Source organism: Arthrobacter sp. YD4, assembly GCF_030410515.1.
Taxonomy (GTDB): domain Bacteria; phylum Actinomycetota; class Actinomycetes; order Actinomycetales; family Micrococcaceae; genus Arthrobacter.
In genome coordinates, this window is the sequence record NZ_JAUHHD010000002.1 from 751330 (window position 1) to 776828 (window position 25499).

The 25499-nt window shown below is 68.8% G+C and carries 21 protein-coding genes; 12 read left to right on the top strand and 9 right to left on the bottom strand.

Annotated features, from left to right (window positions below):
• Position 1 precedes the first annotated feature (1 nt).
• Positions 2-1543, top strand: a complete 1542-nt coding sequence (locus QWJ39_RS08020) for a dihydrolipoamide acetyltransferase family protein (RefSeq protein ID WP_290257217.1) — start codon at positions 2-4, stop codon at positions 1541-1543.
• Between the two features lie 89 nt (positions 1544-1632).
• Here the strand turns inward: QWJ39_RS08020 and QWJ39_RS08025 are convergent, their stop codons facing one another.
• On the bottom strand, positions 1633-1971 hold the full coding sequence (locus QWJ39_RS08025; RefSeq protein ID WP_290257316.1) for a hypothetical protein: 339 nt from the start codon (positions 1969-1971) through the stop codon (positions 1633-1635).
• 233 nt (positions 1972-2204) lie between these two features.
• On the opposite strand from QWJ39_RS08025, the gene QWJ39_RS08030 reads away from it, so the two are divergent.
• Positions 2205-3806 (top strand): AMP-binding protein, encoded by a 1602-nt coding sequence (locus QWJ39_RS08030; RefSeq protein ID WP_290257218.1) that lies wholly within the window; start codon positions 2205-2207, stop codon positions 3804-3806.
• A gap of 40 nt (positions 3807-3846) precedes the next feature.
• Here QWJ39_RS08030 and QWJ39_RS08035 read toward each other — a convergent pair whose 3' ends face one another.
• The 3 genes from QWJ39_RS08035 to QWJ39_RS08045 all read right to left on the bottom strand — a co-directional run bounded on the left by QWJ39_RS08035 (position 3847) and on the right by QWJ39_RS08045 (position 6291).
• On the bottom strand, positions 3847-4278 hold the full coding sequence (locus QWJ39_RS08035; RefSeq protein WP_290257219.1) for a universal stress protein: 432 nt from the start codon (positions 4276-4278) through the stop codon (positions 3847-3849).
• 42 nt (positions 4279-4320) lie between these two features.
• Positions 4321-5613: a PLP-dependent aminotransferase family protein gene (locus QWJ39_RS08040; protein WP_290257220.1), complete on the bottom strand. Its 1293-nt coding sequence runs from the start codon at positions 5611-5613 to the stop codon at positions 4321-4323.
• A gap of 114 nt (positions 5614-5727) precedes the next feature.
• Positions 5728-6291: an NADPH-dependent FMN reductase gene (locus QWJ39_RS08045; protein ID WP_290257221.1), complete on the bottom strand. Its 564-nt coding sequence runs from the start codon at positions 6289-6291 to the stop codon at positions 5728-5730.
• A 145-nt stretch (positions 6292-6436) separates the two neighbouring features.
• On the opposite strand from QWJ39_RS08045, the gene QWJ39_RS08050 reads away from it, so the two are divergent.
• The 6 genes from QWJ39_RS08050 to QWJ39_RS08075 all read left to right on the top strand — a co-directional run bounded on the left by QWJ39_RS08050 (position 6437) and on the right by QWJ39_RS08075 (position 14584).
• Positions 6437-7051: a TetR/AcrR family transcriptional regulator gene (locus QWJ39_RS08050; RefSeq protein ID WP_290257317.1), complete on the top strand. Its 615-nt coding sequence runs from the start codon at positions 6437-6439 to the stop codon at positions 7049-7051.
• Positions 7052-7417: 366 nt separating this feature from the next.
• Entirely contained in the window at positions 7418-8404 is a 987-nt protein-coding gene (locus tag QWJ39_RS08055) for an ABC transporter permease (protein ID WP_290257222.1), read from the top strand.
• Positions 8405-8406: 2 nt separating this feature from the next.
• Positions 8407-9375 (top strand): ABC transporter permease, encoded by a 969-nt coding sequence (locus tag QWJ39_RS08060; protein WP_290257223.1) that lies wholly within the window; start codon positions 8407-8409, stop codon positions 9373-9375.
• On the top strand, positions 9372-11624 hold the full coding sequence (locus QWJ39_RS08065; protein ID WP_290257224.1) for an ABC transporter ATP-binding protein: 2253 nt from the start codon (positions 9372-9374) through the stop codon (positions 11622-11624). The genes QWJ39_RS08060 and QWJ39_RS08065 overlap by 4 nt, the downstream gene beginning before the upstream one ends.
• Before the next feature lie 47 nt (positions 11625-11671).
• Entirely contained in the window at positions 11672-13384 is a 1713-nt protein-coding gene (locus tag QWJ39_RS08070; protein WP_290257225.1) for an ABC transporter family substrate-binding protein, read from the top strand.
• 135 nt (positions 13385-13519) lie between these two features.
• Positions 13520-14584: a Gfo/Idh/MocA family oxidoreductase gene (locus QWJ39_RS08075; protein ID WP_290257226.1), complete on the top strand. Its 1065-nt coding sequence runs from the start codon at positions 13520-13522 to the stop codon at positions 14582-14584.
• Between the two features lie 59 nt (positions 14585-14643).
• Here the strand turns inward: QWJ39_RS08075 and ald are convergent, their stop codons facing one another.
• On the bottom strand, positions 14644-15762 hold the full coding sequence (gene ald, locus QWJ39_RS08080) for an alanine dehydrogenase (RefSeq protein WP_290257227.1): 1119 nt from the start codon (positions 15760-15762) through the stop codon (positions 14644-14646).
• A 245-nt stretch (positions 15763-16007) separates the two neighbouring features.
• On the opposite strand from ald, the gene QWJ39_RS08085 reads away from it, so the two are divergent.
• The gene (locus tag QWJ39_RS08085; RefSeq protein ID WP_290257228.1) at positions 16008-17228 is read left to right on the top strand and encodes a helix-turn-helix domain-containing protein; all 1221 of its coding nucleotides are present in this window, start codon (positions 16008-16010) and stop codon (positions 17226-17228) included.
• A gap of 36 nt (positions 17229-17264) precedes the next feature.
• On the opposite strand, the gene QWJ39_RS08090 is transcribed toward QWJ39_RS08085, so the two are convergent.
• The 3 genes from QWJ39_RS08090 to ptsP all read right to left on the bottom strand — a co-directional run bounded on the left by QWJ39_RS08090 (position 17265) and on the right by ptsP (position 19732).
• Positions 17265-17498: a hypothetical protein gene (locus QWJ39_RS08090; protein ID WP_290257229.1), complete on the bottom strand. Its 234-nt coding sequence runs from the start codon at positions 17496-17498 to the stop codon at positions 17265-17267.
• A gap of 74 nt (positions 17499-17572) precedes the next feature.
• A complete protein-coding gene (locus QWJ39_RS08095; protein ID WP_290257230.1) occupies positions 17573-17992 on the bottom strand; it encodes a helix-turn-helix domain-containing protein in 420 nt (139 codons plus the stop codon).
• Positions 17993-18046: 54 nt separating this feature from the next.
• Entirely contained in the window at positions 18047-19732 is a 1686-nt protein-coding gene (gene ptsP, locus QWJ39_RS08100) for a phosphoenolpyruvate--protein phosphotransferase (protein ID WP_290257231.1), read from the bottom strand.
• A gap of 187 nt (positions 19733-19919) precedes the next feature.
• Between ptsP and QWJ39_RS08105 the strand changes: the two genes are divergently transcribed.
• The 3 genes from QWJ39_RS08105 to QWJ39_RS08115 are packed head-to-tail and all read left to right on the top strand — an operon-like array spanning position 19920 to position 23828.
• On the top strand, positions 19920-20648 hold the full coding sequence (locus tag QWJ39_RS08105) for a TetR/AcrR family transcriptional regulator (protein ID WP_290257232.1): 729 nt from the start codon (positions 19920-19922) through the stop codon (positions 20646-20648).
• Between the two features lie 58 nt (positions 20649-20706).
• Positions 20707-22680 (top strand): PTS mannitol transporter subunit IICBA, encoded by a 1974-nt coding sequence (locus QWJ39_RS08110; protein WP_290257234.1) that lies wholly within the window; start codon positions 20707-20709, stop codon positions 22678-22680.
• Complete coding sequence (locus QWJ39_RS08115; protein WP_290257235.1) at positions 22680-23828, top strand: mannitol-1-phosphate 5-dehydrogenase; 1149 nt, start codon at positions 22680-22682, stop codon at positions 23826-23828. The genes QWJ39_RS08110 and QWJ39_RS08115 overlap by 1 nt, the downstream gene beginning before the upstream one ends.
• Positions 23829-23917: 89 nt before the next feature.
• On the opposite strand, the gene cycA is transcribed toward QWJ39_RS08115, so the two are convergent.
• The gene (gene cycA, locus QWJ39_RS08120; RefSeq protein ID WP_290257236.1) at positions 23918-25381 is read right to left on the bottom strand and encodes a D-serine/D-alanine/glycine transporter; all 1464 of its coding nucleotides are present in this window, start codon (positions 25379-25381) and stop codon (positions 23918-23920) included.
• Positions 25382-25499 lie beyond the last annotated feature (118 nt).

Here is a 25499-nt window from a genome sequence, read left to right on the forward strand (position 1 = left end):
CATGACCGTAAACAAGTTCAATCTCCCGGACGTCGGCGAGGGCCTGACCGAGGCCGAAATCGTCTCCTGGAAGGTCAAGGCCGGCGACACGGTGGCCGTCAATGACATCCTCTGCGAGATCGAGACCGCCAAGTCGATCGTCGAACTCCCCTCGCCCTACGCCGGGACGGTGGCGGAGTTGCTGGTCGCCGAGGGTGTGACGGTCGACGTCGGCACCCCCATCATCAGCGTGGCCGACGCCGGCGCACCCGCGGCACCCGCCCCGGCGGCTTCCGCGGCGCCCGCCCCCGACCGGACCCAGGCGCCGGAGGCCCCGGAACCGGCACCGATGTACGGCACGCTCACCCCGGGCGGCGACGCCGAGCCCGCCGCAGAAGCCGACGGCCGCCCCGCCGGCGGCCCGCTGGTTGGCTCCGGCCCCAAGGCCGACGCCGTGAAGCGCCGCCGCCGGACCTCCGCGCCGGCAGCGCCCGCAGCCAGCCCGGCCGCAGCCCCCGCGGCAGCCGCTCCCGCCGAGCCGGTCGAGTCGCACGACATCTGGATCGACCCGGCCTCCGTCACCCAGGCCGGACGCGGACCCCAGGCCCCCGTTGCTGGGGCCGACCCGCGCCCCACCCTCGGCGGAGCCATCACCGGCCTCGTCTCCAAGGTCCTGGCCAAGCCGCCGGTCCGGAAGATCGCCCGTGACCTTGGCATCGACCTGGCCGACGTCGTCCCCACCGGCGCCCGTGGCGAGGTGACCCGCGAGGATCTGGTCAGCTACCAGGCGCAGCGCGACGCCGAGGTGGACAAGGCGGACACCTTCTGGGGCAAGACGGGCCGCCCGCAGGAACAGCGGATCGAGAAGATCCCGGTCAAAGGTGTCCGCAAGGCCACCGCCCGGGCCATGGTCGAGTCTGCCTTCGCGGCCCCGCACGTGAGCATCTTCGTCGACGTGGACGCCAGCCGCACCATGGAATTCGTCAAGCGGCTGAAGGCCTCCCGGGACTTCGAAGGCATCAAGGTCTCGCCGCTGCTGATCCTGGCGAAGGCCGTCATCTGGGCCGCGGCACGGAACCCCAGCGTCAACGCCAGCTGGGTGGACGCGAAGGACGGCAGCGACTCCGCGGAGATCCACGTCAAGCACTTCATGAACCTGGGCATCGCCGCGGCCACGCCGCGCGGGCTCATGGTGCCGAACATCAAGAACGCTCAGGACCTCTCGCTGAAGGAACTGGCGCTGGCACTGAACGAGCTGGCCACTACGGCCCGCGCCGGGAAGACCCAGCCGGCCCAGATGCAAGGCGGCAGCCTGACCATCACCAACATCGGCGCCCTCGGCATCGACACCGGCACCCCGATCATCAACCCGGGCGAGGTGGCGATCGTGGCCTTCGGAACCATCAAGCAGAAGCCGTGGGTACTGGACGGCGAAGTCATCCCGCGCTGGATCACCACGCTCGGCGGCTCCTTCGACCACCGCGTGGTGGACGGGGACCTCTCGGCCCGCTTCATGGCTGACGTCGCCTCGATCCTCGAGGAACCGGCGCTGCTGCTCGACTAACCGGTTCCGACTCGCCGGGTCTGACCGACGGGAAGGGGCGGGCGCCCGAGCGCCCGCCCCTTCCCGTTAGTGAGAACCTTCTGGAGGCTCTACGCTCCGGAGTAACCGGAGAGGAGCTGGCCGATGACCCGGCTGCCGCCCCAGTTCGCGACGGCGATGGCCGCGGCAAACATGGTGCCGGCCACGCCGAAGCTCGCGCCGGTGACGATGGAGAGGAACTTCCAGTCCTCCCGCAGCACGCTGCGCACCGTCGCCGGCATCCGCAGCGACGGGGAAATCAGGTTCGGCGCCGAGTCCACGCTGCCGTCGTCGAGGTAGGCCACCACGCGGCCGGCGGCGCGGTCCACCCGCATGGCGCTGATGTGGTTGCCGTGGCGGGCCAGCAGGATGTCGTGGCCGACGAGCTGGCGGCGTTGCAAAGTAGGCAGAGTAGGCAAGGGATTCTCCCGGAAACGTGGGCGGATAGGACTGTCCGCACCGTCGGGGGCACCTCCCATTTTACCGCCGCGCCCACCGCCGGCCCGGACCGGATCCGGGTGAGACTGCCCACGGGCCACCGTGACGGCGGTCAAAGTGCCGCCCTCCTGTCCGCCGGCGTCCCGCGGCATTAGAGTGGCACCAGCCGCCGCGGTGCGGTCCTCACCGATCAAAGGAGATAGTGGTGTTCCGGAGTCCGTTCCCCGCCGTAGACATTCCCGACGTCAGCCTCTACGACTACCTTTTTGCCGGCCTCGACGACGCCGCCTTGGACCGGGTGGCGCTGGTGGATGGAAGCGGCGGCGCGGAGACCAGCTACCGGGAACTGCGCGACGGGGTCAACGCCGTCGCCGGAGCCGTTGCGGCCCGGGGCCTCGGCGTCGGCGGCGTCGCGGCAATCCTCTGCCCAAACACCCCGGCCTTCGCCGTCGTCTTCCACGGCCTGCTTCGGGCCGGCGCCACCGTCACCACTGTCAACTCCCTGTACACGGCCGAGGAAACCGCCAAGCAGCTCGACGACGCCGGCGCAGACTGGCTCTTCACCGTCTCGGCGCTGCTCCCGGCCGCACGCGCCGCGGCGCAGGAGGCGGGCATTCCCGCCGACCGGCTGGTGGTGCTCGACGGCGCCGAGGGGCACCCCTCGCTGCGGGACCTGCTGACCGCCGGGGAACCCGCCCCTGAGGTCAGCTTCGACCCGGCCAGGCACATCGCCGTGCTGCCCTATTCCTCCGGCACCACCGGCCGGCCCAAGGGCGTGATGCTCAGCCACCGCAATCTGGTGGCCAACGTCGAACAGTCCCGGAACCTGCTCAAGGTCACCGCCGAGGACCGGGTCCTGGCGGTCCTGCCGTTCTTCCACATCTACGGCCTGACGGTGCTGCTGAACCTGGCCCTGCGCGAGGGCGCCAGGCTGGTCACCATGCCCAGGTTCGATCTCGCGGAGTTCCTCAGGCTGATCCAGGAGCAGCGCTGCAGCTTCCTCTTCATCGCCCCGCCCGTGGCCGTGGCCCTGGCCAAGCACCCCATGGTGGCCGAGTACGACCTCGGATCCGTGCGCACCACCATGTCCGGCGCGGCGCCGCTGGACGGCGAACTCGGCACCCGGCTCGGCGAACGGCTGGGCTGCCGGGTCCTCCAGGGCTACGGCATGACCGAGATGAGCCCGGTCTCGCACCTGATCCCGGTCGACGCCGTCGACGTCCCGGTCAGCTCGGTGGGCTACACCGTCCCCAATATGGAGTGCCGCCTGGTGGACCCCGCCAGCGGGGACGAGATCGAGATCCCCGCCGAGGGCACCAGCGCACCCGGACACCTGCTGTGCCGCGGCCCGAACGTGATGCTCGGGTATCTGAACCGGCCCGAGGAGACCGCGGACACCCTGGACACGGACGGGTTCATGCGCACCGGGGACATCGCCACGGTCCGTGCCGACGGGGTGGTCACGATCGTTGACCGGCTCAAGGAACTGATCAAGTACAAGGGCTACCAGATCGCCCCGGCCGAGCTCGAGGCGCTGCTGCTGACCCACCCGGGAATCGCGGACGCCGCCGTGATCGGCAGCGTCGACGAGGACGGCCAGGAGGTTCCCATGGCCTTCGTGGTGCGCCAGCCCGGGCCCGACGGCGACGCGCTGGATGAGGTGGCCGTCGAGGACTTCGTGGCCGCGAAGGTCGCCCCGTTTAAGAAAATCCGCCGGGTACAGTTCATCGACGCCGTGCCGAAGTCGGCCTCGGGCAAAATCCTGCGCCGGGTGCTGAAAAATCCGCACCCGGCGCCGCAGGCCTGAGCCGGCCGTAAAACTTGAGCCGCCCGGGCGGCCGGGGTGACTATTCCGGCGAGTCGGTCTTGGCGATGTAGACGTCGCAGGGGGCGTTGTGGGCCACGCTGTTCGCAACGCTCCCCAGCACCCGGCCCAGGCCGCGCATCCGGCGGTTGCCCACCACGATCATCCGGGCGCCGGTGCGCTCGGCCTCCTGGATCAAGGCCTCGGCGGGCTTGCCGCGCGCCGCGGAGTAGGTCACGGGGGTGCCTTCGGACTGCAGCTTCTCGGCCACGCCCTTGGCGACCGTCTCGGCGTCGCCGGCGTCGGAGACGATCCACTGGTCGCTGCCGCTGCCGAACACCTGCGTCCGGTCGCTGTCGAAGGCGCTGACAACGTGGAGGGTGGCACCGAGGGAGGCGGCCAAATCGCGCGCGGTGTGCGCGGCGCGCAGGGCAGTCTCGCTGCCGTCGACGCCGACGACGATGATTCCGGACATGAGGTCTCCTCTAATTCAGGCGGGCCAGACAATCAGTTCAGGCTACAACGCCCCGACGGCTTCCCGCAGGACCGGCGCCAGTCTGCGGACGCCTTCCTCGATCGCCTCGGCCGGGACGGCGCTGAACGCGAGCCTCAGCTTGTTCGAGGGCTCGTCGGAGGGGCTGAACGCGGCACCCGGAATGAAGACCACCCCGGCGTCGATCGCCTTCTGCAGCAGCGGGTAGGTGTCGATGCCCTCCGGCAGGGTGACCCAGACGAAGAAGCCGCCCTCGGGCCGGGTCCAGCTGAGCCCCTCCGGCATGTACTCCTCCAGGGCTGCCAGCATCGCCTCGCACCGCTCCCTGTAGAGGCCGCGGTAAGTGGCGATCTGACCCTGCCAGTCGTAATCGCGGAGGTAAGCCGAGACCAGCATCTGATTCAGCGTCGGCGGGCACAGGGTGACAGCCTCGGAGGCCAGGTAGTAGCGGCGCTGCAGGTGCGCGGGGACCAGCGCCCAGCCGATCCGCAGGCCGGGGGCGAAGATCTTGGAGAAGGACCCCATGTAGATGACGTCGTCCGGGTTCCCGGCCCGCAGCGGCGTCAGCGGGCGGCCGTCAAAGCGCAGCAGCCCATAGGGGTTGTCTTCCAGGATGATGATATTCGCGTTACGGCATATATCCACGACCCGCTGCCGGCGCTCGGCGGCCAGGGTGATGCCGGAAGGGTTGTTGAAGCTGGGGATGGTGTAGAGGAACTTGATGTTCTTGCCCTCGGCCTGCAGGGCGGCGATCCTGGCCTCCAACTGCTCCGGGACGATGCCGTCGCCGTCCATCGGAATGGTGGCGACCTCCACCTGGTAGGCCTCGAAGGTGTTCAGCGCGCCGACGTAGGTCGGGTCCTCCACCAGGACCACGTCGCCGGGGTTGCAGAAGACCTTGGTGGCCACGTCCTGGGCGGACTGGGAGCCCGCCGTGATGACGATGTTCTCCGGGGCGGCGTCGAGGATTCCCTCGGCGGCCATCACCTCGCAGATCTGGCGGCGGAGTTCCTCGGTGCCCTGGCCGCCGCCGTACTGGAGGGCGGTCAGGCCCTCCTCGGCGATGATCCGGGCCGCCGATTCCGCGAGCCGGTCCAGCGGGAGGGACTGGAGGTACGGGCTGCCCCCGGCGAGGGAGACCAGTCCGGGCCGCAGGGAGATGTCGAAGACGTCCCGCACGGCCGATTGCTTGATGTTTGCTGCGCGCTCCGAGAAGAGTTCCTCGTGGCGGTGGGCGGACGTAGCCGCGCGTTCGATTGCGTCAATGGCCTCGGCCGGCAGGACAGCGCCGGCGGCATCAAGTGTTTCGTGGGTCACACCCTCAGGATACAGCGCTTGTTGTTATGGGGAAAACTTTTGTTCACAAGATCGAGCGCACACGAAAGCCCCCGGCAGCCAGCGGCCGGCCGGGGGCTTCCGGGGCAGGGGAGACTAGGCCGCGTCGGCGGTGCGGGCCTCTTCGATGGCCTGGAAGACACCCTTGATCTGCTCCACGACCTCGGCGTCGTCCTTCGGGTGGACCTCGGCGAAGCGGACCATGGAGCCCGGGACGGCGAGCTTGACGTCCTCGAGGACCCGGGCGCCGGCGATCCCGGCGGCCTTGCGGGCCTCGTCCTGGGCCCAGACGCCGCCGTACTGGCCGAAGGCGGTGCCGACGACGGCGGTGGGCTTGCCGTTGAGGGCGCCGGCGCCGAACGGGCGGGACAGCCAGTCGATGGCGTTCTTCAGCGGGGCGGGAACGGTGCCGTTGTACTCGGGGGTGACCAGGAGCAGCGTGTCAGCCTCGCTGGCGGCCGCGCGCAGGGCGGCCGCAGCGGCGGGAACCTGGCCCTCGACGTCGATGTCCTCGTTGTAGAACGGGATGTCACCCAGGCTGTCGTGGATCACGACCTCCACCTGCTCCGGCGCGTTGAGCTGGATCGCCTCGGCGAGCTGGGCGTTGGTGGAGCCGGCGCGGAGGCTGCCGACGAGGGTGAGGACTGTGGTGCTGGACATAGAGTCTCCTTCGTGTGCGCCGGGAGCGGCGCGTGGCTGTTGGAATCGGCCCGGAGGCCTTCACGGAGGTAAACGGACTGCGGTCCGTTTAATATTCCCGGCGGCTAGGATGTGGAGCGTGAGCCACATCCCCCTCCGCCCCGGCATGCCGGGGTCCGCGCCCGGTGCCGCCCTGCCCACGGCCGCCGGCAGGCCGTCCGAGCGCCGGGACGCCGCGCGGAATCGCGAACTCCTGCTGGCCGCCGCCCGGGAACTGATCGCCCAGGGCGGCGCGGAGGCCCTCACCATGGATTCCCTTGCCGCACGGGCCGGCGTGGGCAAGGGCACGGTGTTCCGCCGCTTCGGCAGCCGCGCCGGGCTGATGGTGAGCCTGCTCAGCGACGCCGAGGCGGAGTTCCAGGGCCGGTTCATGTTCGGTCCGCCGCCCCTGGGCCCCGGCGCCCCGCCCCTGGACCGGCTGGTGGCCGTGGGTGCCGCCCGGATCCGCTGGGTGCTGGAATTCGGCGACCTCGCCCGGGCCGCGGACGAATCCCCCTACAACCGGTTCGACGTCCCGGCCGCCGTCCTCTGGCAGCGCCACCTGGAAATGCTGCTGCGCGAGGCGGGCTTTACGGCGGACCCCTGGCTGATGGCCGGATCGCTCAGCGTGACTCTCGAACCGGAGCGCATCCTCTATGCCGTCAGGGTGCACCAGGTGTCCCCGGAGCGGCTGGCCGAGTCCTGGCGGGAGTTGGCCGTCCGGGTGGTTGGCACCGCGTAGAGTACGCCCTCTTTCGGCCGTCCGCCAAGTCAAATCAATTCAAAGGAATTATTCATAACGATCTGGTAGTGACGGTCCCGGATTGGCGCATTTCCCGCCCGGCGGCGTGATTTCTATGTGGTAGTTTCCTCTGGAATGTGACCCGCAACATACTGCCTTACGAGGCTGGCCGAAGGGCCTGCGGGTGGCCACGCACCTGCTGGCCTTGATCCCGGACCGACGGCGGAGACCCCCCGTCACGCGGGGACTACGGAAGGATTCGCGCTGTGAACGAACTCATGACCCTGCCCCGCGGCCGGGCGGACCTGCCCCGCCCGGCGGCGCCCGCCACCGCAGCACAGCCGACGGCCAGCCTGACGTAGCCGCATGCTCCGCTACTTGGCCAAACGGGCCGTCACCTACGTCGTCATGATCTTCCTGACCACCAGTGCCGGATACTTCCTGGCGGTCACCAGCCTGCAGCCGGCGCTGCTGGAACAGGAACGCATCCCGCGCCCCACCCCCGAGCAGGTCGCCAACTCCTTCAGGCTCAAGGGCCTGGACCCCGCGCTGAGCCCCTGGGAACGCTACGTGGACTGGCTCACCGGGATCGTGACCCGCTGGGACTGGGGCCGCAGCCCCAACGGCGCCTACATCAACGCAGAGTTTACCGACCGGGTCTGGATCTCCACCCGTCTCTTCCTCGCCTCGATCATCCTGACCCTGATCATCGGCGTCGCCCTCGGTGTTTACACCGCGGCCCGGCAGTACAAGTTCTCCGACCGCGCCATCACCTCTTACAGCTACCTGGTGTACATCGTGCCCGCACCGATCGCGTACTTCCTGGTGCAGCTGTGGGCCATCAACATCAACGAGACCGTGGGTGACCGGATTCTGTTCGTCACCGGCATCTCCACCCCCGGCCTGGAGGGCGACGGCTGGGTGCAGTTCCTGGACATGCTCGCCCACTACGCCGTGCCCACCTTCGCCATCACGATCGTGGGCTGGGGCGCCTACCAGATCGCGCAGCGGCAGTACCTGCTGGACAACGTCAACGCCGACTTCGTCCGCACCGCCCGCGCCAAGGGCCTCACCCGCAACCAGGCCATCACCCGGCACGCACTGCGCGTCTCCTTCATCCCGGTGGCCCAGAGCATCGCCTTCACCATCCCGGCGATCTTCGCCGGCGGCTTCTTCGCGGAGAAGATCTTCGCCTGGCACGGCGTGGGCTCGTGGAGCATCGACGCGATCGCCCTCCAGGACGTGAACGCGGCGACGGCCACCTTGGCCTACGGCTCCGTGATCTTCGCGATCGGCGCGATCCTCGCCGACTTCGCCACCACCCTTGTCGACCCGAGAGTGCGGATGCAGTAGCCATGACCAACCTCAACGCCATCGACCCGGCCGCGGTCGCCGAGGAAGCCAAGATCGAAGACGGCGACGTCGTCATCGCCAAGTCGCGGATCATCCTGCGCCGCTTCCTGCGCAACAAGACCGCCGTCGCCGGGCTCGTCATCTTCATCCTGCTGACCCTGCTCTCCTTCTTCGGCGGGGCACTCTCCAGCTGGGACAAGGAGACCATCGACCCGTTCAACATCGGCACCGAACCCTCCGCCGAGCACCTGCTGGGCACCTCCCAGGCCGGCATCGACCTGTACGCGCTCACCGTCGAGGGGACTCGGGTCTCCATCCTCATCGGTTTGGTGGTGGGCCTGGTCTCGGTCCTGATCGCGGCCGTTTACGGCTGCACCATGGCCTACTTCGGCGGCAAGGTCGACAAGATCATGCTCTTCATCCTCGAAGCGCTGATCATGATGCCGGCGCTGCTGGTGGTGGCCGTGGCCACGAGCGGCGGCGGGGACGGGCTGAAGAAGAGCCTGCCCAGCTGGTTGCTGCTGATCATCGTGCTGCTGGTCTTCAGCTGGATGGGCACCGCCCGCCTCATCCGGTCTCTGTCGATGTCCCTGATGCAGCGGGATTTCGTCAAAGCCGCCCAGTACATGGGTGTTCCCGCCCGGCGCATCGTCTGGCGTCACCTGGTCCCGAACATCGGCTCGCTGCTGGTGCTGGACATCACCCGTGGCGTCACCGGCGCCATCCTCTCCGAGGTCGCCTTCTCCTTCATCGGCATCGGCATCAAGGTCCCGGACGTGAGCCTGGGCGTGCTGATCGGCCAGGCCACCTCCCAGGTCTCCACCTTCCCGTGGATGTTCTGGGTGCCGCTGACCGTGATGTTCCTGCTCACAGGGTCCCTGGCGATGATGAACGACGGCCTCCGGGACGCGTTCGACCCCAGCTCCAGCTCGATTGGCAGCGCCAAGAAAAGGAAGAAGGCCACCGCATGAGCAGCGACACCACCGGCCTCGGCACCGCCGAACGCCTCAATACCACCGAACGCCTCCATGCAGCCGGCCTGCACAGCGCCGATAGTGCGCCCGCGGGCGCCGTCCTTTCCGTCCGGGACCTGAACGTCCGGTTCAACACCGAGAACGGCGTGGTCCACGCCGTCCGCGGCATCGACTTCGACCTGATGCCCGGCAAGACCCTCGGCATCGTGGGCGAGTCCGGCTCCGGCAAGTCCGTGACCTCCATGGCCATCATGGGCCTGCTCCCGGAAACCGCCGATATCAGCGGCTCGGTCCGGCTGCACGGCACCGAGCTGCTGGGCCTGAGCGACAAGGCCATGTGCCGCCACCGCGGCAACGAGATGGCCATGGTCTTCCAGGACCCGCTGTCCTCGCTGACCCCGGTGTACACCGTGGGCGCCCAGATTATCGAGGCGCTCACCGTGCACAACCCCGGGATGAGCAAGCAGGCCAAGGAGGCGCGCGCCGTCGAACTTCTCGCCATGGTGGGCATCCCCAGCCCGAAGGACCGCCTCAAGGCCTTCCCGCACGAGTTCTCCGGCGGCATGCGGCAGCGGGTGATGATCGCCATCGCGATCGCAAACAACCCCCGGGTGCTGATCGCGGACGAGCCGACGACGGCGCTGGACGTCACCATCCAGGCGCAGGTGCTGGAGGTGCTGCACACCGCGCAGGAAGAGACCGGGGCCGCCGTCGTCATGATCACCCACGACCTGGGCGTCGTGGCCGGCATGGCGGACGACATCATGGTGATGTACGCGGGCCGGCCGGTGGAAACCGGCAGCGTCGACGATATCTACTACAACCCGCGGATGCCCTACACCATGGGCCTGCTCGGCGCCGTGCCCCGCGTGGATACCGCCGAGAAGACCTCGCTGGTGCCGATCGAGGGCATCCCGCCGAACCTGATCAACGCCCCCACCGGCTGCTCCTTCGCACCCCGCTGCCCGCTGGCCACGGAGGAATGCCTCGACGGCGAGCCCGCGCTGCTGGCCGTCGGCGGCGCCGGGGACGGCACACTCGAGCACCGCGCCGCCTGCATCAAGAGCGAAGAGCTGGGCGCCGGGGTGGACGTGCACCGGATCTTCTCCGCCCCCGAGGTGCCGGTCTCCCGGTTCGACGCCGTCCCGCGCGCCGACCGCAAGGCCGTGCTGGAGCTGACGGACGTGCGCAAGCACTTCCCGCTGCTAAAGGGCTCCCTGATTAAGCGCCGGATCGGCACTGTCAAGGCCGTGGACGGCCTCAGCTTCGACATCCGCGAGGGCGAGTGCTTCTCGATCGTGGGCGAGTCCGGCTGCGGCAAGACCACCACGCTCCTGGAGATCATGGAGTTCCACCGGGACCAGGACGGCGAGGTCACCATCGGCGGCCTGAGCAACAAGGCCGCCTCGGACGCGAAGACCAAGGCCGCCATGCGCCGGGAACTCCAGATGGTCTTCCAGGACCCCACCGGCGCCCTGGACCCGCGCTTCACCGTCTTCGAGGTGCTGGCCGAACCGCTGGAGAACTCCGGCATGGCCAAGCCCGCGATCCGGAAACGGATCATGGAGCTGATGGAGCTGGTGGGCCTGCAGCCCGACCACGTCAACCGCTTCCCCAACCAGTTCTCCGGCGGCCAGCGGCAGCGCATCGGCATCGCCCGGGCGCTGGCGGTCAATCCCAAACTGGTGGTCCTGGACGAGCCGGTCTCCGCGCTGGACGTCTCGGTCCAGGCCGGCGTCATCAACCTGCTGGACCAGCTCCGCGCCGAACTGGGCCTGAGCTACCTGATGGTGGCCCACGACCTGTCCGTGGTGCGGCACATCTCCAACCGGGTAGCCGTCATGTACCTGGGCAAGATCGTGGAAATCGGCGACGTCGACGAGGTCTTCGACCGCCCCCGCCACCCCTACACCCGGGCGCTGCTCTCCGCGATCCCGGTGCCGGATCCGCGGCTCGAACGCACCCGGGAACGGATCATCCTGCAGGGTGACCTGCCCTCGCCGCTGGATGCGCCGCAGGGCTGCAACTTCGCGACCCGCTGCCCGGTCTTCGCCGCGCTTCCTCCCGCCAAGCAGGAGAAGTGCCTGACCATCGAGCCCGTGCTCGAAAACGCGGCACATCCCGGGGCGGCCCCGGGCCGCCCGGCCGGCGGTCCGCCGTCGGCCCCCACAGACCAGCAATTCGCCTGCTTCTACCCGGACGGCGACCTGGACGCGGACATGCTCGTAGTCCACGAAACCACCTGACCTACCCGTCAGGCGCAGCAGTGCAACAGAAAAAAATGAGGGGAAAAATGAAGAATCTCAACAAGATCGGCGGCGTCACCGCCGTCGTGGCAGCTCTCGCGCTGACCGCCTGCGGCGGTGGCGGGGGCGGGTCGAAGGGCCCGGAAGCCGCCAAGGGCCAGGACTCGGGCAGCGACCTGTCCAAGCTCATCAGCATCAACGCCAAGGACCCGAAGGACCTGCAGCAGGGCGGTAAGCTCACCCTGCCGCTGGGCAACATCGGCCCGGACTTCAACGGCTTCTCCAACACCGGCAACAGCGCGGACAACACCGCCCTTCACCGCCCGATCGACGAGGCCGGCACCTGGGGCTGCTGGAACTTCGACTTCGACGGCACCGCCTCGCCGAACAAGAACTTCTGCGAGGACGTCAAGAGCGACGTCAAGGACGGCAAGCAGACCATCACCATCAAGGTGAACCCGAAGGCCACGTTCAACGACGGCACCCCGATCGACGTAAAGACCTTCGAGAACACCTGGAAGATGCTCAACGGGCAGAACAAGGACATCGACATTGTCACGTCCGGCGCCTACGAATTCGTCGACTCGGTCAAGGCCGGCGCCAACGACAAGGAAGTCGTTGTCACCACCACCCAGCCGGTCTACCCGCTGGACTCCCTCTTCACCGGCTTCATCCACCCGGCCGTCAACACCCCGGAGATCTTCAACACCGGCTTCACCGGCGACATGCACCCCGAGTGGATGGCCGGCCCGTTCAAGGTGGACAAGTACGACACCGCCGCGAAGACCGTCACCATGGTCCCGAACGACAAGTGGTGGGGCACCAAGCCGGTGCTGGAAAGCGTTGTCTTCCGCCAGCTCGAGTCCAGCGCCGCGATCGCTGCGTTCAAGAACGGTGAAATCGATGGTGTGTCCGCAAACACCATCACGCCGTACAAGCAGCTCGACGGCACCAAGAACTCCGAGATCCGGCGCGGCCAGCGCCTGTTCGCCGGCGGCCTGAACATCAACGCCCAGAAGGCTCCGATGACCGACGTCGCCATCCGCAAGGCGATCTTCACCGCAGTTGACCGCGAGGCCCTCCGCAAGGTCCGCTTCAACGGGCTGAACTGGGAAGAGGAAAGCTCCGGCTCGATGATGCTGCTGCCGTTCTCGAAGTACTACCAGGACAACTACCCCGTCACCGAGACCGGCCCCGACGCCGCCAAGAAGGTCCTGACCGACGCCGGTTACAAGGCCAACGCCGCGGGCATCATGGAAAAGGACGGCGTCCCCGCCGCCTTCAAGATCAGCAACTTCGGTGACGACCCCACCACGCTCGCCTTCGCCCAGACCCTGCAGAAGCAGCTCCAGGCCGGCGGCATGGATGTCGGCATCGACCAGCGTGCCTCCGCCGACTTCGGCAAGGTCCTGGGCAGCCGCGACTTCTTCCTGAGCGTCTCCGGTTACACCGTCGGCGCCGACGCGACCGACTCCGTCAAGCAGTTCTACGACTCCAAGACCAACGAGAACGAGCTCGGCGACGCCGACCTCGACGCGAAGATCAAGAAGCTCTCCACCATCGCCGACAACGCCGAGCGCAACAAGGCGGCCATGGAGGTCGAGAAGGAGCACATGGCGAAGTACTTCTCCATGGGCGTCGTGATGAACGGCCCGCAGATCTCCTTCGCCCGCACGGGCCTGGCGAACTACGGTCCCTCCCTGTTCAAGAGCCTGTCCCAGGTTCCGGACTGGACCACCATCGGCTGGGAAAAGAAGTAACCTCCCCACCGACGCTCCCGCAGCTTAAGCGGGAATTCGGGCGGCGCTCCCTCACTTCGTGGGGGAGCGTCGCCATTTTGTAGCCGAAACCGAGGGAGCACCCCTCCGTATGCAAGGGGCCGGTAGCGTGGACCCATGGCAGCCCCCACGCACCCCCTTCGCACCGCCGTCGCCGGGTTCGGCCTCTCCGGCAGCGTCTTCCACGCCCCCCTGATCGCCGCGGACCCCGCCTATTCGCTGGAGGTCATCGCCACCGCGGACCCGGGCCGGCGCGCCGCGGCCGCCGAACGCTACCCGGGCGCCCGGCTGGTGGACACCCCGGAGGCCATCCTGGCGGGCGCGGACGGCCTGGACCTGCTGGTGCTCGGCACCCCGCCGGCCACGCACTACCCGCTCGCCCGCGCCGCACTGGAGGCCGGGCTCGACGTCGTGGTGGACAAGCCGTTCACCGTGACCAGCGCCGAGGGCCGGGAGCTGACCGGCCTGGCCGAGCGGCTGGGCCGGGTGCTCACCGTGTTCCAAAACCGCCGCTGGGACGGCGACTTCCTGACCGTCCGCGGTCTGCTGGCGGCCGGCAGCCTGGGCCAAGTGGCGCGCTTCGAGTCCCGGTTCGAGCGCTGGTCCCCGGCGGTCAGTAAGCCGTGGAAGGCGGCGGCGACCGCGGCCGAGGGCGGCGGGGTGCTCTACGACCTGGGCACCCACCTGGTGGACCAGGCCCTGCAGCTCTTCGGGCCCGCCACGCTCCGCCATGCCGAGCTGGCCGTGCGGCGGCCCGGCGGGGCCTCAGACGACGACGCCTTCGTGGCGCTGCGGCACGACTCCGGGGTGACGAGCCACCTCTGGATGAACCTGCTCTGCGCCCAGCAGGGGCCGCGGTTCCGAATCCTGGGCAGCGGCGGCGGCTACACCAAACACGGCGTGGACCCGCAGGAACCCTACCTGGCGGCCGGCGGCAGCCCGCTTGACGCGGCGTACGGCGTCGAGGACACGGAGTGGGCCGGCCTGCTGGGCCGTGACGGCCGCCTGGATCGGCTGCCCACCGAACGCGGCGCCTACCCGGAGTTCTACCGGTTGCTCGCGGAGAAGATCGCCGACGGCGGCGCGAACTCGCCCCTGCCCGTCCCGGTCGACCCGCAGGACGCCGTCGAGGCCCTGGAGATCATCGAGCAGGCCCGGGTACTGGCCGGGGAGAGGCCCTAACGCCCGAACGGCAGCCATCCGTACGGATGACTGCCGTTCAAACGGCTGACCGGCGTGAGTTACGCCGAGACGAGCTCGTGCCAGTCGGAGACCAGGGGCAGGTTGTGCGCCTCGGAGACAGACCGGTGCGCCACCTTGCCGGCGGCGATGTTCAGGCCGGCGGCCAGGGAGGCGTCCCGATCGAACGCGGCCTTGACGCCCAGGTTGGCCAGCGCCACGCCGTAGCGCAGCGTGACGTTGGTCAGGGCGTAGGTGGAGGTGTTCGGCACGGCGCCGGGCATGTTGGCCACGCAGTAGAAGATCGTGTTGTGGACCTTGTACGTGGGTTCCTGGTGCGTGGTGGGGTGGGTGTCCTCGAAGCAGCCGCCCTGGTCCACGGCGATGTCCACCAGGACCGAGCCCGGCTTCATCCGGGAGACCAGCTCGTTGGTGACCAGCTTGGGGGCCTTGGCGCCCGGGATCAGCACCGAACCGATGACCAGGTCGGCGTCGACCACGGACTTTTCGATCTCGTAGGCGTTGGACGCGACGGTCTTCAGGCGGCCCTGGTACTGGGCGTCCAGTTCACGCAGCCGGTTGATGTTGATGTCCAGGATGGTGACGTCCGCGCCGAGGCCCAGGGCCATGGCGGCGGCGTTGGTGCCGGCCACGCCGGCGCCCAGGACCACGACCTTGGCCGGGCGGACGCCTGGGACGCCGCCGAGCAGCACGCCCTTGCCGCCGGCCGGAGCCATCAGCGATGTGGCGCCCACCTGGACCGACAGGCGGCCGGCGACCTCGGACATGGGCGCCAGCAGCGGTAGCGCGCGGCCCTCCTGCACGGTCTCGTAGGCGATCGCGGTGACGCCGGAGTTGATCAGTTCCTGGGTCAGTTCCGGCTCGGCGGCCAGGTGCAGGTAGGTGAAGAGGATCAGGCCCTTGCGGAAGCGGTGGTACTCGGCCTTGACCGGCTCCTTGACCTTCATCACCATGTCGGCGCGGGCCCAGACGTCGTCGGCCTCGGCCACGATCTCGGCGCCGGCGATGGCGTATTCCTCGTCCGTGATGCCCGAGCCCAGGCCCGCGCCGCGCTCCACCAGGACGGTGTGGCCGTGGTGGCGGAATTCGTGCACGCCGGCCGCCGTGATGGCGACGCGGAATTCGTTGTTCTTGATCTCTTTGGGGACACCGATGATCATGTGTGAAGCTCCAAAAGTGGCGGCCTGGCCGGCCGGGTGTACGGGGGAAGTCGTGATTCCAGAATAGGACCGGCTGTGAGGCAGGCGACAGGGACGTCCTGCCCGCCCGACGCGAAAACCCCGCCATTCCGCGGATGTTGTCCGGCGCGTTTCGACAGATGTCGAGGGTGCGGGCGGCAGGTGTCGCCTGCTGTCCGAAGTGGTCCGGCTTCGCCGCGGCCCGGGCGGGGCAGTACTGTGGCAGCATGCAGCAGCAGGACGTCGAGCAGCTCGTGGAGCGCGTGGCCATGCGCCTCGGGCGCGGGTTGTCCCTCGAGGACCTCGACGGCGTCCTGCTCGCCTACTCCTCCAACCAGTCCGCCGCGGACCGGGTCCGGGTGAACTTCCTGCTCAGCAAGCGCGTCCCGGTGGACGTCAGCGCCTGGCAACTCTCGCACGGCATCGCCACCGCGGTCCGGCCGGTAGTGGTCCCGGCGAACGAGGAGCTGGGCATGCTGGGCCGGGTCTGCGTACCCCTGCTGGTCCGCGGCTTCCGGGTGGGCTACCTCTGGGTCCAGCTCGACGCCGGAGAACCCACCGCCGGATCCGTCCTGGCCCAGCTGCCGGACGTGGCCCGCGACCTCGAGCAGCTCTCGGCACTGCTGCTGGACTCCAACACCGCCGAATCCGAATTCCGCCGCCGCCGGGAACGGGAATTCCTGGCCGCCTGCCGCGGGGAGGCGAACGCCGTCGCCGCCGTTGCGGGCTGGAAGGAAGTCCAAGGCCGGGGGCCCTGGCAGCTGGTCACCGTGCTCGACGCCGACGGCTGGGCCGAGGGATCGGACCCCACGGACGCCATGCTGGTCCACCGCTCCGCCGCGCTGCAGGCCACCATCGGCGTGGACGCGGCCCTCTTCAGCGCCGGAACGGAGACCCACGCGGTGATCCTGTTCAAGGAGTCCACCGGCCGGGCGGACCACGCCCAGGTGCTGGTGCACTATCAGCTCGAACTGGCCAAGCGCTCCGGCCGGCCCGTCCGGCGGATCATCCTGGGAACCTCGGAGGGATTTTCCCGGCCCCGGGGTCTCGTGGAGGCGTACCAGCAGTCGCGCCAGGCGGCGCAGGCGGCCGCCGTCGATCCGCAGCTGGGGGAGCTGGTGGACTGCCGGGCCACCGGGATCTATCAGCTGCTGGCCTCCGCGGGCGGCGGCGCCGGGGCGTGGGCCGATGCGGGGTCGGTGCACTTCCGCACCCTGGCCGACCATGACCGGAACGGGGAGCTCTTGCCGGTGCTGGAGCTGTTCTACGACAACGACGGCTCGGTCCAGGACGTCGCGGCGAAGCTGCACCTGCACCGCAGCAGCATCTACAACCGGCTGGGACGGATCCGGCAGCTGTTGGGCGTCGACCCGCTCAAGGGCCTGGTCCGGCTGGAACTGCACGCGGCGCTCAAGGCGCGGCGCTGGGCCGAGCGGCCAAGGATCTAGCGGCCGGGTGCGAACGGCCAGGGACCCTGCGGGAATCTACCGCTCGTCCGGCTCCGGGCGATCGTGCACCGAGTCGCGCGGGGCCTGCCGGGCGGTTTCCCGCCGGCGGCGCGTGAGCCGGCTTTCGGTCCAGAGGGCGACGGCGACGAAGACCACGCAGCTGGCCATGAAGGAGGCGGTGTTGTTCAGCCCCATCAGGTTTCCGAGGATGCCGGTGATCACCATGGCGGCGATGCCGGCCAGGATGTGCCACCCTCTGAACTTACCCACAATTCCAGCGTAACCCCGGGGTCCGCCGCACTTTCGCCCCGGGGCCGGATTGTTGCTTGATCCTTATCACGCCGTCAGGATTCTTCGGCGGAAACGGGGGATTCGGCGGGCTCCCCGGCCGCGGCCCCGCTCTTCTTCTGCGTCTCCAGCCACGCCATGATGTCCGCCAGTCGGATCCGCCGGTGCGTCCCGCGGTACTGGACCGGGATCTCCCCGCGGTCCGTCATGTTGCGCAGGTAGGTGTGCGAGATCCCGGCCAGTTCGGCCGCCCGTGAGGTGGTCAGCATCTCCTCGACGCTGCTGACCGTGACGGATTCGCCGCGGCTGAAGCGCTGCAGCAGATCCACGACGGCGTCCCGGGCGGAGGCGGGCAGCCGGTGGACCGTCCCGTCGACGAAAACGGTGACGTCGGTGCTGCCGTCGAGGGCGTAGCGGAGGGCCTGGGCGTCCTCGGCGGGGAGCGCGGCGGTGACCCGGGGCGCGATGAGTGTCATGGACTGCATCCTAGCGTCCCGCGCCCGCCGCGGCGGCTGCTTTGGAGGTCCGGCTCAGAGGCCCAGTTCCTCCAGGACCGGAAGCTTGGCCCGGACCCAGGCGCGCGCGTCCGTGGCGCTCGGGGCGGAGAGGGCCAGCTTCGCCAGTTCCTGCGCCTCGGCCAGGGACACGGTCTTCAGGACCGCGGCCACGGCGGCGATGGAGCGGGCGGTCATGGACAGGGTGGTCACGCCCAGGCCGGTGAGGACCACGGCCAGGGCCGGGTCCGCGGCGGCCTCGCCGCAGACGCCCACAGACTTGCCGTGGCCCTCGGCGATTGAGCCCTCCACGGTCAGTCCCACCAGGCGGAGCACGGCGGGCTGCCACGGGGTGTTCAGGCCGGCCAGCGGGCCGAGTTGCCGGTCCGCGGCCATGGCGTACTGGGTCAGGTCGTTGGTGCCGAGGCTGGCGAAGGAGACCTCGCGCAGGATCGCTTCGGCGGTGAGGGCGGCGGACGGGACCTCGACCATGACGCCGGGGGTCCTGAGGCCGGCCTCCGCGCACATGGTGGCGAAGCGGGCCGCCTCCTCGGCGGTGGAGATCATCGGGGCCATCACCCAGACGTCGGCGTCGGACTCGGCCGCGGCGCGGGCGATCGCCTGCAGCTGGCGCTCCAGGACGCCGGGGGTGGTCAGATCGGTGCGGTAGCCGCGGACGCCGAGCGCCGGGTTGGGTTCGGTGGCGTCGGTCAGGAACGGCAGCGGCTTATCAGCGCCGGCGTCCAGGGTGCGCAGCACCACCTTCTTGCCGGGGAAGGCGTCGAACACCTCCTTGTAGGCGGCCGCCTGCTCGTCCACGCTCGGCTCATTGTCGCGTTCGAGGAAGCAGAACTCGGTGCGGAACAGGCCCACGCCCTGGGCGTTGAGCCGGGCGGCGGCCGCCGCGTCCTTGCCGCCGCCGACGTTCGCCAGCAGCGGCACCTGGTGCCCGTCCGCCGTCGTTCCGGTGCCGTCGAAGTCGGCCAGCAGCGACGCGGTAGCTGCCCACTGTTCGGCCGCGTGGCGCTGTTCGTCGCCGGGCTCGGCGGTGATGGTGCCGGCGGCGCCGTCGACGTAGACCTCGGTGCCGTCGGCCAGGGCGTCCACGCCCGCGGCCGCGACGACGGCGGGCAGGCCGAGCGAGCGGGCGATGATCGCGGTGTGCGACTGCGGCCCGCCGCCGGCGGTGAGCAGGGCCAGGACCTTTTCCGGGTCCAGGGTGGCGGTGTCGGCCGGGGCCAGGTCCTCGGCGATGAGGATGAAGGGAGTCTCGGCGCTGGGAATACCGGGGGCGGGCACGCCTCGCAGTTCGGCGACGATCCGGGCGCGGACGTCCAGGACGTCGGTGGCACGTTCGGCCATGTAGCCGCCGAGGTTGTGCAGCATCTCCGAGACGGAGGCGCCGGCCTCCCAGATGGCCCGCTGGTTGGAGGTGCCGCGGGCGATCAGCTTCCCGGCGGTCTTCAGCAGCATGGTGTCCGTGGCCATCAGGGCGGTGGCTTCCAGCACGGCCTTGCCGTCACCGCTGACGGTCTGGGCGCGGTTCTTGAGCTGGTCGTGCACGGCCTTCGCGGCGGCTTTCAGCGCGGCCGTCGCATCCTCGGCGGAGACGCCGGCGGGCAGCTGCTCTCCGGCGGGCGGCTCGCTGACCGGTTTGGGCATCTGACGGATGGTGCCGATGATCCGGCCGGGGCTGACGCCTACACCTTGGAAGTTCTGCACTGAAAGTCCTCATTCTCTGCCGTGAGCCAGTAAGACGGTTCAGATGCCGCTGCTGAGCCGCTAGACCCTAGATTTCCCGTGGCCGTCCACTACGTCAACCCGGAACCTGGAGCACCTGAAAAAGTCGATGAAAAAAGTGTTGTGATGCACTTCATATAGCGTTGCTATAGGTGCTAGGGTAGCGGCTATGAGTATCGATGGCCAGCTACCGCCCAAAATCCGGCTGCTCCGCGCAGCCGCCGGACTGCTGGCCAAATCCGGAGGCGCCGCCGTCTCCACCCGCCAGATCACGCAGCTGGCCGGAGTCACGGCACCCACGCTCTACCACCACTTCGGGGACAAGGAAGGCCTGTTCGACGCCGTCGTAGCGGCCGGCTTCGAGGAGTACGTGGCGGGGGAGCGGGACTTCGAACCCTCCGGACGTCCGCTGGAGAACATCCGGCGGATGTGGGACAAGCACGTGCAGTTCGGCCTGAAGCAGCCCGAGCTGTACCTGGTCATGTTCGGTAACATCCGCCCCGAAAGCCGCCCCGCCGTCGTCGCCGACGCCGAGGCGCTGCTTGAAGGCATGCTGAACAAGGCCGCCGTGGCCGGCCACCTGGCCGTCCCGCCCAAGGAAGCGGCGCGCAGCATCCTGGCCGCAAACGTGGGTGTGACCCTGATGCTCATCACGGAGAAGGCCCCCGAACGGAACCTGGAGCTCTCGGCCATGACCCGGGACGCCATGATCTTCGCCGTCTCCACTGATCTGGCCCGCGAGGCCGACCCGGAAGACCCCGGCAAGTCGCCGGTGGTGGTGGCCGCGATCGCCCTGAACGCGGCCCTGCAGTCCTCGCACTCGGACCAGCTCTCCAGCTCTGAACTCAAGCTCTTCCTCGAATGGCTCCACCGGATCTCTATCAGTTCCACCAGCTAGCTCGTCGAAATATCGGACACTCCTGCGGTGCAGCAGGAAAACACGGTTAGGAAATCACATGGCAACAGAGACAGTTGCGAAACCCCGTAGCAGCGTGCGGGTCGGCGTCCAGAAATTTGGCACCTTCCTCTCGGGCATGATCATGCCGAACATCGGCGCCTTCATCGCCTGGGGCATCATCACCGCCTTCTTCATCCCGGCGGGCTTTACCCCCAATACCGAACTGGCCAAGCTGGTCGGCCCGATGATCACCTACCTGCTGCCGCTGCTAATCGGCTACACCGGCGGCCGGATGGTCTACGGCGTCCGCGGCGGCGTCGTCGGCGCGGCGGCGACCATGGGCGTGATCGTCGGCACGGACATCCCGATGTTCATCGGCGCCATGATCATGGGCCCGCTCACGGCCTGGATCATGAAGAAGCTCGAAAGCCTCTGGGAGAACAAGGTCAAGCCCGGCTTCGAGATGCTGATCGACAACTTCACCGCCGGCATCGTCGCCGCCATCATGGCCATCTTCGGCATGCTGGTCATCGGCCCGGTGGTCAAGGCCTTCAGCAACGGCGCCAGCGCCGTCGTCGAATTCCTGGTCAACAACGGCCTGCTGCCCTTGACCAGCATCTTCATCGAACCCGCCAAGGTGCTGTTCCTGAACAACGCCGTCAACCACGGCATCCTCACCCCGCTGGGCACCGAACAGGCCCTCGCCCAGGGCAAGTCCATCCTGTTCCTGCTCGAGGCCAACCCCGGCCCCGGCGTCGGCATCCTGCTCGCCTACATGCTCTTCGGCAAGGGAATGGCCAAGGCCTCGGCCCCCGGCGCCGCGCTGATCCAGTTCGTCGGCGGCATCCACGAGATCTACTTCCCCTACGTGCTGATGAAGCCGATCATCATCCTCGCCGCGATCGGCGGCGGCATGACCGGCATCTTCACCCTGGTCCTCACCGGCGCCGGCCTGCGCTCCCCGGCCGCGCCGGGCAGCATCATCGCCGTCTTCGCCGCCACCCCGGCGGACAGCCTGTTGGGCGTGGGACTGTCCGTGGTGCTGGCGGCCACGGTGTCCTTCCTGATCGCGTCCGTCATCCTCAAGTCCAGCAAGGACGTCGAGGGCGACGAACTCGGCGCCGCCACCAGCCGGATGGAAGCCATGAAGGGCAAGAAGAGCTCCGTCTCCTCCGCGCTCACGGGCGCCGGTGCGGGTGCCGGCGGCGTCGCCGTGCTGGCCGGACCGGTGAAGAACATTGTCTTCGCCTGCGACGCCGGCATGGGCTCCTCCGCGATGGGCGCCTCGGTACTGCGGAATAAGATCAAGGCGGCCGGCTACCCGGACGTCAAGGTCACCAACTCCGCCATCGCGAACCTCAGCGACAGCTACGACGTCGTCATCACCCACCAGGACCTGACCGAACGGGCCAGGCCCGTCACCGCCAGCGCCGTGCACGTCTCCGTGGACAACTTCATGAACTCGCCGCGCTATGACGAGGTCGTGGAGCTGGTCCGCAGCAGCAACGCCCCGGCGGACGCCTCCGGCGCCGTTGCCGCGGGAACCGCCGCGCCTGCCGGAACCGCAACCGCTCCCGCGGAAGCCGGGACGGCCGCACCGTCGGACATCCTGGTGGCCGGCAGCGTGGTCCTGCAAGGCTCCGCCACCACCCGTGACGGCGCGATCGACGAGGCCGGCCGGCTCCTGCTGGACCGTGGCGCCGTCGATTCCGGCTACCTGGACGCCATGCACGAACGCGAGGAATCTGTCTCCACCTACATGGGCAGCTACCTCGCCATCCCGCACGGCACCAACGCCGCCAAGGACCACATCATGAAGTCCGCGGTGTCCGTGGTCAGGTACCCGGAGGGCATCGACTGGAACGGCAAAGAGGTCAAGTTCGTCGTCGGCGTCGCCGGCGTGAACAACGAGCACCTGCAGATCCTCTCCTCGATCGCGAAGGTGTTCACCAACAAGGCGCAGGTCGCACAACTGGAGGCGGCCACCACCGTCGACGAAGTGCTGGACCTGCTGGGAAAGGTCAATGACTAGTGAAGGCTGTTCATTTCGGAGCCGGGAACATCGGCCGAGGGTTTGTCGGGCTGCTGCTGCACGAAGCGGGCTATGAGGTGGTGTTCGCGGACGTCGCGGACGCGCTGATCTCCCAGCTCGCCGCGGCGGACAGCTACCGGGTGCACGAGGTGGGGGAGACCCCGGCCGTGCGCACGGTGGACAACTTCCGCGCGCTGAATTCCGGCAGCCAGGAGGACGCCGTCGTCGCGGAGATCGCGACGGCGGACGTCGTCACCACCGCCGTCGGGCCGCACATCCTCAAGTTCGTGGCGCCCGTGATCGCCAAGGGGATCGCGGCCCGCGCGGCGGGGCTGGCTCCGCTGCAGGTGATGGCGTGCGAGAACGCCATCAACGCGACGGACATCCTGAAATCCGAAATCACCGCCCAGTGGGATCCGGCCGCCGGCGACCTGGCGGCAGCCGCGGTGTTCGCCAACACCGCCGTGGACCGGATCGTGCCCAACCAGGAGGCCGGCCAGGGCCTGGACGTCACCGTCGAGACCTTCTACGAGTGGGTCATCGACCGGACACCGTTCGGGGACCACCAGCCGGTCATCCCGGGCGCCACGTTCGTCGACGACCTGGGCCCCTACATCGAGCGGAAGCTGTTCACCGTCAACACCGGGCACGCCTCCGCGGCGTACTTCGGCTTCGACGCCGGGCTGGAGAAGATCTCGGACGCCATGGCGGACCAGGACGTGGCCGCGGACGTGCGGGCCGTCCTGGACGAGACCAAGGAACTGCTGGTGGCCAAGCACGGCTTCAACCGTGACGAGCAGGAAGCCTACGTGCAGAAGATCCTGGGCCGCTTCACCAACCCGTACCTGCCGGACACCGTGAACCGGGTGGGCCGGGCACCGCTGCGCAAGCTCAGCCGGCACGAGCGCTTCATCGGACCGGCCGCCGAGCTGGCCGAGCGGGGCATCGTCCCGGAGGCGCTCCTCGGGGCGATGGCCGCCGCGCTGCGCTTCAACGACCCGGCCGATGCCGAGGCCGTGGAGCTGGGCCAGATCCTGGCGTCCTCCAGCCCGGAGGACGCCACCGCCCGGATCACCGGCCTGGAGCCGACCCATCCGTTGTTCCCCGCCGTCTGCGCCCTGGTCACGGAGGCCAAGGCCGCGCTCTGACGGCGTTCTGCTGCACCAACAAACAACGGGCCCTCCCTCACATCATGTGAGGGAGGGCCCGTCGTTTTGCTACAGGACCTGCGGGAGCGTCAGGGGCGGGCGGCGGCGGTTTCGGCGTCGGCCATGGACTTCCACTCGGCCACCCGGGCCTGGTGCAGCGGGGACCGCCGGACGACGGCGAACGCGACGCCCAGGATGGCGAACCACAGCGGGGTGACCAGCAGGGCCACCAGGGTGTCCGGCTGGGTGGTCAGCGCCCAGACCAGGAACGCGAAGAACGCGAACACCACCCACACCATCGGGATGCCGCCGGGCATCTTGAAGGTGGAGGCGTCGTGCAGCTGCGGCCGGCGCTTCCGGAAGACCAGGTAGCTGGCCAGGATGATGCTCCAGACGAACATGAAGCAGACCGCCGAGACGGTGGTGACCATGTCGAACGCGGTGCCCACGTCCTTGCCCGCGTAGAGCAGCACGACCCCGGCGAGCAGCAGCACGCAGGAGAGGAACAGGGCGTTCTGCGGGACTTTGCGGCTGGAGAGCCGGCCGAAGACCTTGGGGGCGTCGCCGTCGTTCGCCAGGCCGTAGACCATCCGGGAGGTGGAGTAGATGCCGGAGTTGGCCGAGGACATCGCGGAGGTCAGGACCACCAGGTTCACCACCGTGGCGGCCATACCGAGGCCGGCCAGGGAGAACATGGCGATGAAGGGGCTCTGGCCGGCCTTGAAGCCGGTCCACGGGGTGACGGACATCAGGATGATGAGGGCGCCCACGTAGAACAGCATGACGCGCAGCGGGATCGCGTTGATGGCGCGGGGCAGGTTGTGCTCCGGGTTCTTGGTTTCGGCCGCGGCGGTGCCCACGAGTTCGATGCCGACGAAGGCGAAGACGGCGATCTGGAAGCCCGCCACGAAGCCCATGAACTCCTTGGGGAAGAAGCCGCCGTGGCTCCAGAGGTTGCTGAAGGAGGCGGTGCCGGCGTTGGACTGGAAGCCGGTGAAGATCATGACCAGGCCCACCACGATCAGCGCGACGATCGCCACGATCTTGATCAGCGCGAACCAGAACTCGGTCTCGCCGAAGGCCTTGACCGTGGGCAGGTTCAGCAGCAGCAGGATGACGATCGTGGCGATGCCGGGGACCCAGAGCTGGATGCCGGGCCAGAGCTCCTCGGCGTAACCGGCGATCGCGATCACGTCGGCGACGCCGGTGACCACCCAGCAGAACCAGTAGGTCCAGCCGGTGAAGAAGCCGGCCCACGGGCCCAGCAGGTCGCCGGCGAAGTCGCTGAAGGACTTGTAGTTCAGGTTGGAGAGCAGCAGTTGGCCCATGGCGCGCATCACGAAGAAGAGCATGAAGCCGATGATCATGTACACAAAGATCACGGACGGGCCGGCCACCGAGATGGTCTTGCCGGAGCCCATGAAGAGCCCGGTGCCGATGGCCCCGCCGATGGCGAGCAGCTGGATGTGGCGGTTGCTCAGCGAGCGGGCGAGGTGGGGCTCGGTGTCCCGGCTGGAGGCAGTTCTTTGCCCCGCGGTGGTCTGTTCGGGCATATCAAAGATCCTTCGAATGGTCCGCCGAAGGGGTGACGGCGGTTACAAATCAGCCCTTCCAAAGTACAGGGTTAGCCCTGGGCGCGCGTTATGGGTCGTCCCGGCGTCATCCTTGACT